10 protein-coding genes, 7 tRNA genes, 1 pseudogene and 1 riboswitch (1 of these 19 only partly in view) are annotated in these 12,947 nt (G+C 35.5%); of the genes and pseudogenes, 4 read left to right on the forward strand and 14 right to left on the reverse strand.

Features of this window, described 5'->3' with window-relative positions; translation table 11 throughout:
- Positions 1-91 precede the first annotated feature (91 nt).
- Together AC4BC5_RS06035 and AC4BC5_RS06040 are read left to right on the forward strand one after the other, a co-directional pair.
- On the forward strand, positions 92-757 hold the full coding sequence (locus AC4BC5_RS06035) for a TetR family transcriptional regulator (protein WP_490497239.1): 666 nt from the start codon (positions 92-94) through the stop codon (positions 755-757).
- Between the two features lie 215 nt (positions 758-972).
- Positions 973-1,142: pseudogene (locus AC4BC5_RS06040) on the forward strand (transposase); the annotation flags it as partial.
- Positions 1,143-1,311: 169 nt separating this feature from the next.
- On the opposite strand, the gene AC4BC5_RS06045 reads toward AC4BC5_RS06040, so the two are convergent.
- Genes AC4BC5_RS06045 through AC4BC5_RS06060 form a run of 4 tightly spaced genes read right to left on the reverse strand, consistent with a single transcriptional unit; the run spans position 1,312 to position 4,241 of the window.
- On the reverse strand, positions 1,312-2,118 hold the full coding sequence (locus AC4BC5_RS06045) for an alpha/beta hydrolase (protein WP_490497240.1): 807 nt from the start codon (positions 2,116-2,118) through the stop codon (positions 1,312-1,314).
- A gap of 18 nt (positions 2,119-2,136) precedes the next feature.
- Positions 2,137-2,970, reverse strand: coding sequence for a PTS system mannose/fructose/sorbose family transporter subunit IID (locus tag AC4BC5_RS06050; protein WP_490497241.1), 834 nt, complete (start codon positions 2,968-2,970; stop codon positions 2,137-2,139).
- 2 nt (positions 2,971-2,972) lie between these two features.
- Entirely contained in the window at positions 2,973-3,734 is a 762-nt protein-coding gene (locus AC4BC5_RS06055) for a PTS mannose/fructose/sorbose/N-acetylgalactosamine transporter subunit IIC (protein WP_490497242.1), read from the reverse strand.
- A gap of 18 nt (positions 3,735-3,752) precedes the next feature.
- Positions 3,753-4,241, reverse strand: a complete 489-nt coding sequence (locus AC4BC5_RS06060) for a PTS sugar transporter subunit IIB (protein WP_490497243.1) — start codon at positions 4,239-4,241, stop codon at positions 3,753-3,755.
- Between the two features lie 271 nt (positions 4,242-4,512).
- On the opposite strand from AC4BC5_RS06060, the gene AC4BC5_RS06065 reads away from it, so the two are divergent.
- Both AC4BC5_RS06065 and AC4BC5_RS06070 read left to right on the forward strand, forming a co-directional pair.
- Entirely contained in the window at positions 4,513-6,984 is a 2,472-nt protein-coding gene (locus AC4BC5_RS06065) for a sigma 54-interacting transcriptional regulator (protein WP_490497244.1), read from the forward strand.
- A gap of 90 nt (positions 6,985-7,074) precedes the next feature.
- The gene (locus tag AC4BC5_RS06070; RefSeq protein WP_490497245.1) at positions 7,075-7,476 is read left to right on the forward strand and encodes a PTS sugar transporter subunit IIA; all 402 of its coding nucleotides are present in this window, start codon (positions 7,075-7,077) and stop codon (positions 7,474-7,476) included.
- Between the two features lie 1,068 nt (positions 7,477-8,544).
- Here the strand turns inward: AC4BC5_RS06070 and AC4BC5_RS06075 are convergent.
- The 10 genes from AC4BC5_RS06075 to AC4BC5_RS06120 form a co-directional block, all read right to left on the reverse strand.
- The gene (locus tag AC4BC5_RS06075; RefSeq protein WP_490497246.1) at positions 8,545-9,324 is read right to left on the reverse strand and encodes an alpha/beta hydrolase; all 780 of its coding nucleotides are present in this window, start codon (positions 9,322-9,324) and stop codon (positions 8,545-8,547) included.
- Positions 9,325-9,341: 17 nt separating this feature from the next.
- Positions 9,342-10,820, reverse strand: a complete 1,479-nt coding sequence (locus tag AC4BC5_RS06080; RefSeq protein WP_490497247.1) for an MDR family MFS transporter — start codon at positions 10,818-10,820, stop codon at positions 9,342-9,344.
- Between the two features lie 74 nt (positions 10,821-10,894).
- Positions 10,895-12,085 carry a methionine adenosyltransferase gene (gene metK / locus AC4BC5_RS06085; protein WP_490497248.1) on the reverse strand — a complete coding sequence of 397 codons (1,191 nt, stop codon included), beginning with the start codon at positions 12,083-12,085 and terminating at the stop codon, positions 10,895-10,897.
- Positions 12,083-12,167, reverse strand: a riboswitch (SMK box riboswitch). (Overlaps the previous gene by 3 nt.)
- 155 nt (positions 12,168-12,322) lie before the next feature.
- Positions 12,323-12,394, reverse strand: a tRNA-Glu gene (locus AC4BC5_RS06090).
- A gap of 9 nt (positions 12,395-12,403) precedes the next feature.
- Positions 12,404-12,491, reverse strand: a tRNA-Ser gene (locus AC4BC5_RS06095).
- Between the two features lie 25 nt (positions 12,492-12,516).
- A tRNA-Ile gene (locus AC4BC5_RS06100) sits at positions 12,517-12,590 on the reverse strand.
- Positions 12,591-12,606: 16 nt separating this feature from the next.
- A tRNA-Gly gene (locus tag AC4BC5_RS06105) sits at positions 12,607-12,677 on the reverse strand.
- A 10-nt stretch (positions 12,678-12,687) separates the two neighbouring features.
- Positions 12,688-12,760 (reverse strand) — tRNA-Phe (locus AC4BC5_RS06110).
- 4 nt (positions 12,761-12,764) lie between these two features.
- Positions 12,765-12,838 (reverse strand) — tRNA-Asp (locus AC4BC5_RS06115).
- Between the two features lie 39 nt (positions 12,839-12,877).
- Positions 12,878-12,947 (reverse strand) — tRNA-Met (locus AC4BC5_RS06120) (it continues 4 nt past the right edge of the window).

A 12,947-nucleotide genomic window follows, 5' to 3' on the forward strand; every position in this document is an offset into this window, starting at 1 on the left:
ATTTGACACCTTATATTTAACACTGTAAAATACAGGCAGATAAATAATCTACCACGAGTAAAAATCAATTGCAACTAAAAGGATGACTTTCATGGAACAAAAATTATCGAAGGAAAAGATTATTCAAACAGCCTTCGACATTCTCAACGAAAAACATAGCATCGAGGGCTTATCCATGCGCAATATTGCCAAAGCATTGGATGTTAAAGCACCTGCAATCTATTGGTATTTCAAAGACAAACAAGATTTATTACAAAATATGGCTGAAACAATGGAACAGCAGCTATGTGTGCCCGATCCATCACTTGAAGCAACGGCACAACTCATTGCATTTATGGATGCTTATTACGATTTATACAAACAATTTCCATGCGGAGCAGAACTAGAAATCAATACTGTTCCTGCTTATGCCAGTCGTTTAGAACACATTGAAACAATGAATCAATTATTGTTGCAGCAAGGATATAGTTTTGCACAAAGTCGTCATGCTGTTCTCTCTCTTCATTATTTGTTAATTGGTTATTTAATCGATCAACAAAAAGAAGCGCAACTCACTCAAAAAGTTATGGAAGGGAATCAATATCTATTGCAATCTGTTCATTGGATGCAAGATTATGTGCAAGAACAGTCGCTCGAATCATTTAGCTTCGCACTGTCACAACGTAAACAAGCGATTGATATCAAAGAAATCTTTATGACCAGTGTTAAGACCTATCTTTTAGGTTTAGCGCAGTTGAAAGCCAATTTTCCCGAATAACTCTTCGTTAGATTACCACAGAACGTACGTTCTCACAACAAAAGATACCTATGTATAAAAAAAGGCCTGTGACGTACGTATGTCTCAATCCAAGTTATAAACCAGAATACCTACGAAAATCGAGTTTGGTTTTCGTAGGTATTCTGGTTTTCTATGTATAGTGTTAGTTATTACTACTTAATGTGGCTAATTTCATCATATTAAGGGCCATCATCAATGGTGCCTTGGAAGGAACAAATAATAAAATCAAAGTCATCAAACGTATCGCCTATGGCTATCGTAATTTCCAAAAAATTTTCGGGCAAGAATCTACTTTATACAGGGGTTAATTTTTAAAGAGTTTCAAATAGAAATAAAAAATCAGGCAGCTTTGATAACCACCTGATTTGATAACTATTTTGTCCATTGGATTCATCAATACCATTTGATGAAGAGCCTTTTTTCATTGATATCGGCAAAATCGATAGAAAAATCATTTTTCGCTAAAATTCACCAATAAATTCCCGTTCAATATTTCCAGCACCAAAATGTGTGGCTAATATATATTATTCCTCCTATTTCGTGCTCTTCCTCAATTTAAAAAAATCTAACGTTTGTCGAATACACTTATCCCAAAATACCCAATCATGAGAACCACTAGACAAATGATAGTGATAATCCAGCGTTGGTATTTGTTTAGCTGTAACGTGAAATGCTTGATTATAATGCAAAATAGGATCCTCTGTTCCACAAAACTGATAAAGTCTTGGCAGCTTTTTATGATTATTACTATTTTTTTGTAAAAGATATACTAAATCATTTTCACTAGCTCGGATTGGTATATCACCAAATATTGAGCTTCTAAGTTTATCTAAGTTATCCACAGTCTCTAAGTCGTTTTCTGGAGAGTTTCGATTAAATCGATGATAAAAGAAAAAGTGTTCTATATCCAATACACCAGAAAAACTAGCTGCTGCAGAAAAATATTCTGGTTTATTCAATGCCCACTTAAAAGCTCCAAAGCCTCCCATCGAAAGCCCAGCGACAAAAGTATCTTCTCTTTTTGTCGAAATAGGCAGTAGACTTTTGACTAGACTGGGCAATTCTTCAGTTAAAAAATCCCAATAATTTTCACCATAAGCCATATTACAATAAAAACTCTTTTCCACCTGTGGCATAATAACTACCACTTGATAATCTTTACAATACTGCTCTAGATTGGTTCTCCGAATCCACTTAGTATGATCATCTCCCATTCCATGTAAGAGATACAATACTTGTAAATTGTTTTTCGCTAATACATCATTTTCTGGCAACACGGCATAAAAAGATGTCGATGTTTGTAATACAAAAGATTTAAAATCATAATGTAAGAGTGCCATTACCTTTCCCCTTTTCAATTACTTTAGAATATTGAATGCCCCTAATAAGACACCTAAAGCAATAATAATTAACATTGCATGAGTAAAATTACGATTAACTTTTTCTAAATATACATACACCCCGGACACAATTAGTAAGGGAATGATTCCTGGTAAGATTGCATCTAATATGTCTTTTTGAATACTTAACTTTTCTAGGCCGCCAGATTGGATAACTAAAGGTGTAGTAACAGTAATATAAGTCGCTGCTAGTCCCCCCATCATAAAGAGGCCCAACACACTAGCACCGCTAATTAATGTCTGAATTTTCCCACCGGCTAAGACTTTTTCAACAGATGATTCTCCAGCCTTATATCCTAAATGGAATAAGAAATAGCTTTCCGCTAAAGTAATGCACATAAATATCATCCATGGTGCAACTCCCGCTACCCAACTGCCTTTTTGTGCAGAACCAATAAACATTCCGATAATGATTGGCAACCACATGCCCCAATCGATCGTATCTCCGACACCAGCAATCGCTCCCATTAGTCCTGTTTTGGTTCCTACAATCACTTCCTCAGGAATATCTACTCCTTGAGATTTTTTCTCTTCCATTGCAATAACCATTCCTGGAATTAACGAACCCCAAACAGCGTTTGTGTTAAAAAATTGTGTATGACGACGTAAAGCTGCAACTAAATCTTCTTTATTTGTATAGAATTTTTTCAAAATCGGTGCTAAAGCGACTCCAAATGGCAATCCAATCATGCGGTCGAAGGAATGAGCCGTTTCCGCCGTAAGCCACCAAGTAAACCACGATTTAGTAATATCTTTTTTAGTAATAAATTTCTCTTTCGTCACCTTTTCCATTTTTACACCTCTTTGACTTTATTTGCTGTAAACATTACGTGTAGATAGGCTAAAAATACACCTGCTAAAGCTAACGCTGCGGTTGGAATATTACTATATTGAATTAAAAAATAGCCTGCTAAAAAATAAGGAAGCAATTGTTTTTTACCAATTTGTCCAACAATAATCGCAAATCCTAACGCTGGTAACATCGCACCAGCTAAACTTAATCCATTGATTAATCGTTCTGGGAGCATTTCCATTAAGCTAGCTACATGAGAAATACCAAAATAGAGCGCCAAAAACAGAGGGAGTGAATAGATAAACACCTTTGCTAAGTTAGGTAAAATGATAGCTGTTCTAAACAGTCCTTTGATATCCCCTTCCTCCACTTTTTTATCAGAGTATCTTCCCAAAAAGCCGTTTACCATATATTCAATATTTTGTAACTGAACTCCTAGTAATCCGACTGGAACAGCTAAGGCTACAGCAGCTTTCGTATCCATTCCTGAAACGATACTCACTGTTGTCGCCACTAATGCTGCCACAGTTGGATCTGAAGGAACCGCTCCACCAGGTGCTAGCAAGCCAAGATACATCAATTGTAATGATCCTCCGACAATCATCGCAGTAGGAATATCACCTAGAATAATTCCTACCCAAAGCGAAGCTGGCAAAGGAGAAAAAATTGTATACACGCCAAAGGTATATCCTAAACGACTTCCTTTAAACCAATAAAATAGACTAATTAATAAGACTTGAACAATTGTAAGATTCTGCATCATTTTCCATCCTTTCAGTTTCTAAAAATTTTTCTGAATAATTGCTTCAAGTGTTTGAATCCGATCATCTGGTACTCGCTGGAAATAAATTTCGACACCTTTTTCCGACAATCCTTGTAAAACTTTTGCTTCTTCTAGGTTCATCGCAATCGTATGATATACCAATTTTTTTCCCGCACTAGCGCCGACCCCACCGATTTGAATCCTCGAAGTGAAAAAACCATAATCAAAAATCTTTTTTAGGTTTTCGACACTTTTCAGTAATACTAACAATGGAACTTCTCCAAAAGCATTCGACTGTACCTGCTGCACAAAGTCTGTAGTTGAGTATGTGTCAACATCGATTCCTTGAGGCGCAGCCATTTTGTAAACTTTACTTAAATAAACATTGGTAGCCAGTACATCATCAACTATCACGATTTTCTTAGCTCTTGATTCCTGAATCCATTTTGTTACCACCTGGCCATGTACTAGTCTGTCATCAATTCGTAACAATGCAATCGTTGTCATTTATAACTCCTCCTTATCTTTCACTTTATTACAAGCAAAACCTGTGCCAATTTCTAAAGCCATAGATAAATCAAGTGTTTCGTACCTCGGATAAACTTTCGTTGTTATGTGTATCAGAATGTGTATCACGACTATTGTATATATATTTGAATCTGATACAATATATATAGCGCTTTCAAAAATCTTTAGTACTAGATTTCATCTAGACTACTAATCCTAAAATAATCAATCATTTAACTGAATGAGAACTTAAGTATGGGAGGAAATATAATTGAAACAATTTTCTAGAAAAGAGCGAATTGAATTTTTTATTGAAAAAGAAACTGAAGCAATTTTAGATGAATTTTCTGAATATAATGAAACAGTTGGCGTCTGTACTGAAGAAATCGCTAAAAAGCTTGAATTAACACGTTCTAATGTTAGCAAAGAATTAAACAGTTTATTCCGAGAACGGAAAGTTATTAAAATTACAGGTAAGCCTGTTCTCTATCTTTCTGTAACCCCCTTACATAGTCACTTAGATAAAGTAACAAAAACTGACTATCTATTTAATTCTGAAGAAATAATTGCTCTATTAAGTCAAAAAAAAACGCTCAAAGAAAAGAAAAATATATTTAATACAATGATTGGTGCTGGAGGAAGCTTACGATCCATTATCGAGCAGCTAACTGCTGCAATGTTATATCCCCCAAATGGGTTAAATATCTTACTAGCTGGCTCAACCGGTGTTGGAAAAACAACGATGGTTAATTATCTCTATCAGTATGCTATAGAAGAAGCCATATTAACCCCACAAGATCCATTAATATCTTTCAACTGTGCCGATTATGCTGATAACCCACAACTTCTCATGTCACTCCTATTCGGTTATGAAAAAGGAGCTTTTACTGGAGCTAACTTACAGCAAGAAGGACTAGTTAAGCAAGCAGAAAATGGAATTTTATTCCTTGACGAAGTCCATCGCTTGCCACCTCAAGCCCAAGAAATGCTTTTTCAAGTAATCGATAATCAAACGTATCGTCGGTTAGGTCAAGTAAAAACAAATTCTTTAAAAAAAATACTTTTTGTTATGGCTACCACAGAGGATATTTCGTCGTTTCTGTTAAAAACATTTACTCGACGTGTTCCTGTGATTGTTACACTACCTGATTTAGAGAAACGTTATCCGGATGAAAAACTAGACTATATCCATTTATTTTTAAATGAAGAAGCCAAACGAATTCATTCCAAACTACTTGTCACAAAAGAAGTCATTGAAGCATTATTAACCTATAAAACAGAAGGAAATTTAGGACAGTTAAAAGTCGATATTAAGTTAGCCTGTGCGAAAGCATATATGAAAAATAGAAGGAATCATTTACAACCATTGACACTTAACTTTAATGATTTATCAGAATCAGTAATTAAATCTTACTTTGAAGAACGTAAGAATCAGGACGTATTAACGAAAGATTTAATTCATCGCTTAGACAAAGTGACTAAATTTGATGGTATTCTCAATGACTCCTTCCACGTTAGTGAGGAAAAAAAATTAGCTTCACCTATAGTAAGTACTCTCGTTTCTAGCACAACGCAGGATACTACTGAACTCACACAACTCTATAAAGCAGCTAAAGGTTTTTATCATCAAGTTAATACTTTAGAAGAATTAAACCAATCACAATCTATCACTAAAATTGTTGATTATTCTACCTTCTTAGCAATTCAAACGACATTATCAGAGTTGAAATTAAATTTAGAAAAGAATACTGTTTTAGGTTTAATACTTCATATTAATACCTTAAAGGAGAAGGTTTTTTCGAAAAAAATGCCAAAATATTCTAAAGATACCTCTATTAAAGAGAATTATTTACAAGAGTATCAAATGGCTATCCTCATTCGTAAACGATTGAATCAACTACTTGATTTTTACATTCCAGAGGGAGAATTATCATTTTTAACAATGCTTTTACATCTATCTAAAGAGAAAAAGAAAAATAGTATCGGTGTTTTAGCTATATCTCACGGTAATGTAGCATCCAGTATGTGTAAAGTCGTTAATTCATTTTTAAATACAGATCATGCTGTTGCTATCGATCTTCCATTGGATGAAGATATTGATCAACTCTATGATAAGGTAGCGGGATCAATAAAAAAAATTGATCAAGGAAAAGGTGTCTTAATCTTATCAGATATGGGCTCACTTACTTTACTTGCGAAAGTAATGCAAGAAAAGATGCCGAATCAAATCATGAGTCTCTCACCTATTAATACACCTATGCTGCTAGAAGCCACGCGTAAATCTCAATTGTCGACAATTGATTTAAATGAACTTGCAACCTCCTTAAAGAGAACCTTTTTATCTTTTGAAGAGGACTTCAACGATTCATTCTTGGAAGATTATCAAATGGTCGAATCCTTACAGCAATTTTTATTATTCATAGATCCTAAAAAAACAATTGCCGTACTTGATACTGTTCTAAATGCTATCCTAATAAAAAAGAATTATGTCACCGAAAATGAAAGCCTAAGAATCAAGTTTATCTTCCATTGCTCTAGCATGATTGAGCGTATCTTATTAAATGATTTTCTACCTTACAATTCTATTGAGGAATTCAAACAAACTCATGAGGAATTGTTTCGACTAATCAAACGTGAATGTGAAGAAATTCAAAATAATTTCTTTATCACAATCCCTGATACAGAACTAGCTTATCTTGTTGAAATATTTGATACACATTTTTCGGTCAATAAATCTTTCTAAAAAGCAAACGATTTATCACTCTTTTCGTTTAGCACAGATGGTTGGCATGTTTTTTGCTTCTAATAAAGTGATAAAGAAAGGATGATACGTGTGATTAGTTTAATTATTGTTACTCATGGGCCTTTGTCTAAAAGTTTAGCTGACAGTGCAAAAATCATTTCTGGCGATTTTACAAATGTCTCGACTTTCTCATTAAACCCTGGAGAGAATATTGGAGACTTTGAAAAAGAAGTTCTAGAAAAAATAGCAAAAGAAAGGCGTAATTCTCAAGTTTTAGTATTAACTGATATCCCTGGTGGGAGCCCCACTAACATAAGTGCAATTGCTTTGCAAGAATTAGACTTTGAATGCCTTACTGGAGTAAACTTACCAATGGTATTGGAAGCAATTCTAACTAAAGATTCTGTTTTAGATTTTGAACAATATGTTCAGAAAATCATGGATGTTGGAAAAAATAGCATTCTAAATTTGAAGGAATTAGCTGCATTTTAATGTCTTGTTTCATTCATTAACTAATTAATTTATGTGTACTACAAAATTAATTAGTTAATGCTTATCGAACAATTTTCTCCTTATTTCTATGCCGTTTATCGGTAGTTTATGATATAATGAGTGCATGGTTTTTACTGGACGTTAGTGAAAAGTCATGCACTTTACTATTTCGAGGCGAGAATATGTACGACAGATTTTAATAACAAACACGACATCTGAAACTCTAATTTGATAGGGAAGAAGATGTTTTTTTATAAATATTTTTCGAAGAAACTGATCTATAAGATTTTAGTGCATTTCAACCATACGGAAAATTAGATTGAACTCGTTTATTTTCAATTGTTTAAACCTTACAGACTCACCGTAATTAGTATTAATGAAGTAGCAGAAAGTATTATTAATAAGTTAGATTATTAGATTAATGAATTATCTGAAGTGCTGGTTAAAGTTAAAAGTATACCAGTAAATATTTTTAGTAGCATTGTATCCTATATTGTCAATATCTCTAAATAGTTTAAATTCGAGTATTTCTAATAGATGTACATAATGACACTGGGATATTTTTTAAAATTAAAAAAAGGCACTTACTTTTAAAGATTTCACATACCTAACATGAATAATTTTAATCGCATCCATTAATAAATTCATAGCTGCAATAGTATATAGAACGTTTTAGAAACTTGTTTGGAATGAAATAGAACAGATAACTTTATAATGGTTTTGCAAAAAGTTAACCTTCTTTAAAAAATGTCAATAAGGGTTTATGAACCTTTTCAAACTTACCTACAAGAATGGCGCCTCGGGCAATAATCTACTTTATACAGGGATTAATTTTTAAGGAGTTTCGTACAGAGACAAAAAATCAGGCAGCTTTGACATCAACCTGATTTGATAAACTATTTTATTCATTGAATTCATCAACACTATTTGACGAAGAGCAAAAAAATCATTCATATTCTTATTGGACAACAAGAAACCCACACTCTGCTTGAGCATGGGTTATTTTCTATGTCATCACTCTTCCTATGTCTTCGTCGTAGGAGGAGTGTCCACTATTTCATACGGTTTTTATTTTTCATATATCCAGCTTAACACACGTTGAATCCATTTATCCCAAAAATCCCAATCATGGACGCCAGGTCCGTCCTCAAACGTTACATCTAAGCGTTGTTTTTTCATTTGCTCAGTTGCATAAACACTGGCATCATACAACTCATCTTCGGTTCCACAAGTTATAAAGAAGCGCGGTGCTTGCTTTTGATCTGTTTTTTTAATCAAATGTATTAGATCATTTTCAGAACCTTTTATTTTATCTAACGAACCAAAAATTCCTTCCCAATAATTTTTCCCACGAATTTCTAACAAAGAATCCGTACTTTCTGCTAATGCTAATGCCCCTGATAAAGAAGCAACTGCTGCAAAATTTTCCGGCTTTCGCAGTCCTAATTTAATTGCACCATAACCGCCCATTGATAAGCCAGCAGCAAACGTTTTTTCGCGTTTCGTTGACAATTGTGGGAAGAGTTCATGACAAATTTTTGGTAATTCTTCAGAAATAAATGTCCAATAATTCATATCATATGTCGTATCTGTATAAAATCCTAAATCTGTTGACGGCATAATAACTGCTAATCCTAAATCAGACACATAACGTTCAATTGATGTTCGGCGTTCCCACACACTATGATTCCCATTCATACCATGAAGTAAATACAAAACAGGAATATCTTCTGCTACACCTTTTGTCTCTTTACCAATCGTTTTTTTAGTCTGTTGCGGAAGAATTACATTGACCATAACTTCCATACCCAATTCATTTGAATATATATTTGCTTGTAAAAATGCCATCTATTTCCCTCGCTATCTTACTTGTTTTCATCTATTGTAGCACGTTTTTTACGAATTGTTTGCGTAAAGATTAAAGCAACAATAATTAATAAAGCAGCAAAACCATAAATAACTTGCAAGCCTTGATGTAAAATTCCACGTAAAGGAAGCAGTAAATCGTCTGATAATAACTTCGCGGTTTGTGGATTAACTAGCTGATTCATAATATCTGGATCGTCCGTTAATGATGCCTGAGCCAATTTTGCCGAAGTTACCATGTTAAAGGTAATTCCAAACACAGATACCATGATTGTTTGACCAATCGTTCGAACTAATGTGTTAAATGAAGTGGCCATTCCTAACTGTGAAGTAGGCACACTGTTTTGAGCGACAACTGTTCCAGTAACCGTAACAGCTCCCATTCCAATTCCCGTAATTGCTGATAATAAAATAAAAACAAAAAATGGCGTATGTGTTGGCGCTAGGAATAGACCCAAGCCACCAACTAAAATAATCAATAGACTGGCTGTTAATACCCAATGCACAGTTTTGGTAGTCATCCAACGACTTGCCATTGAAGAACCCATCACCCACATAATAGATAAAGGTGCTAAGACAAGGCCACCAATACCTGCGCTTAACCCAAGCACACCTTGCATCCACATTGGAATATAAACTTCAATCCCCATTAAGAAACCACTAGATAAAGCTGCGACAATATTTACGATAACGAAAACATGGTTTTTAAATAGTCCCAATGAAATGACTGGATCTTCGGCACGTTTTTCTATCATAATAAACAAAACAAATGAAACAATCGTCAATGTAAACAATCCAATAACTTTTAACGTTGCATTTGGTTCACTTAAATATTGGAATCCTAATAACAAACTCAAGAGAACTAGCATTAAAAAGGTACTTCCTAAAAAGTCCATTTTATTCGTATCTTTTTCACGCTTGGGTTCTACTAAAAAGATAATAATTAAAGTAATTAATAAAATTCCAATTGGCACATTAATAAAGAAAATCCAATGCCAGCCGATGGTATCAACAATCAAACCACCTGCTAAAGGACCTACTACACTGGCAACTCCCCAAGCCGTACTATTTAAGCCAAGCATTCGTGCACGCTTTTCCGTATCATATAAATCCGCTAGAATTGTTAAAGCTACCGGCATCATTGCTCCTGCTCCAATTCCTTGAATTGCTCGCGAGATAATCAAGGGTAACATTGCATTAGACATTCCACATAAAGCCGAGCCAATAATAAAGATTGTCGTTCCAAAAATAAAAATTGGCTTCCGACCAACTTTATCTGCTAACTTTCCATAAATAGGCGTCAGCATAGCATTAGTCAATAAATAAATTGAAAAAACCCAGTTCATAATTTCAATACCATGTAATGAGCCAACAATCGTTGGCATAGCGGTTGTTACGATTGTTCCTTCGACTGCTGTCATAAATGTTGCAACAAAAATTGCAATGGTAACAATCATTGTATTTGTTTTTCTTTCCACTTGCTCACTTCCCTCATTTTATTTCAAAAAAATAAAGACAATCCCTATTGATTCATCAATAGAGATCGCCTCTTTTATTCCTTCACACTTGCCAATAAACTGTCTACTTTATCAGTTTGTTCCCATGGTAAGTTGACATCTGTACGACCAAAATGTCCATATGCTGCAGTTTGTCGATAAATTGGTCGACGTAAATCCAGCATTTCGATAATTCCAGCTGGACGTAAGTCAAAGTTTTCGCGTACAGCTTCAACAAGTTTTTTCTGAGAAACTTTACCTGTACCAAATGTATCAATCGAAATTGATACTGGCTGTGCGACGCCAATTGCATACGCTAATTGAACTTCTACTTTAGAAGCTAACTTAGCAGCAACAATATTTTTAGCAATATAACGGGCTGCATAACTTGCTGAACGGTCAACTTTTGTTGCATCTTTTCCTGAAAAGGCACCGCCGCCATGGCGAGCATACCCACCATACGTATCAACAATAATTTTACGTCCTGTTAAACCAGCATCTCCTTGTGGTCCACCAATAACAAAACGCCCAGTTGGATTAATATAATATTTTGTTTTATCATCTAATAATTCAGATGGAATGACTTCTTTAATAACTCTTTCAATCACGTCTCGATGAATCGTTTCATTGTCCGTAGCTTCATCGTGTTGTGTGCTAATAACAACTGTATCCACACGTCTTGGTTTCCCCTGATCATCATACTCAACTGTTACTTGTGATTTTGCATCAGGACGTAAATAAGAAATCTCTTCTGTTTTACGCAACTCTGCTAACCGTCGAACCAAACGGTGACTTAAAGCAATCGGCAAAGGCATGAACTCAGGTGTTTCATCCACCGCAAAGCCAAACATTAAACCTTGATCTCCTGCTCCAATTTCATCTAAAATATCTTTTTTCTCATCTCTTGCTTCTAAAGCGGTATCGACCCCTTGAGCAATATCTGGTGACTGCTCATCAATTGCAACTAATACAGCGACTGTATCGCCATCAAAACCATATTTCGCTCGTGTATAGCCAATTTCTTTAATAGTCTTGCGAACTACCTTTTGAATATCCACATATGCAGTCGTTGAAACTTCTCCAAATACTAACACTAATCCTGTGGTAACAGAAGTCTCGCAAGCCACACGTGCCATTGGATCCTTCTCTAAAAGTGCGTCTAAAATTGCATCACTGATTTGATCAGCAACTTTATCCGGATGTCCTTCAGAAACTGATTCTGAAGTAAATAAATGTCTTTCTGTCATGATGATTCCCCCTAATATTTGTCGGTTACAAGGCATCTCCATTTGACTAACAAATGAATCCTTTCGGGAACTTGCAACGGTCTGATTATAGCAGATTTAATAAAAAAAAGCTTCTTTATCAAACTTTTTAATTATTCAACTGCATTCCGCGCATTGCTTAAAAAGCAACGTTTGTAAACTGTCAGCAAAAGTTCTCTTTAATTAAAAAAAGAAGCATTCAAAAATTGAATGCTTCTATGATCCGTACGGGACTCGAACCCGTGTTACCGCCGTGAAAGGGCGGTGTCTTAACCACTTGACCAACGGACCATGCTATAACGGAGAAGGAGGGATTTGAACCCTCGCGCCGATCTCTCGACCTACACCCTTAGCAGGGGCGCCTCTTCAGCCACTTGAGTACTTCCCCAAAACCAAAAGATATTTGATTTTAATGGGCCTAAATGGACTCGAACCATCGACCTCACGCTTATCAGGCGTGCGCTCTAACCAGCTGAGCTATAGGCCCTTAATAAAAAGGTAAAAGCGGGTGACGAGAATCGAACTCGCGACAACAGCTTGGAAGGCTGTGGTTTTACCACTAAACTACACCCGCAAAGGTGTAATGGCGCGGGACAGAATCGAACTGCCGACACATGGAGCTTCAATCCATTGCTCTACCAACTGAGCTACCGAGCCAAAACGGTCTGGACGGGACTCGAACCCGCGACCTCCTGCGTGACAGGCAGGCATTCTAACCAACTGAACTACCAAACCAATGTTTCGTTTAAATATAATGCAATCTTTAGATTGCAATTGCGGGAGCAGGATTTGAACCTACGACCTTCGGGTTATGAGCCCGACGAGCTACCAGACTGCTCCATCC

It is taken from the genome of Enterococcus sp. AMC2644 (assembly GCF_058216475.1).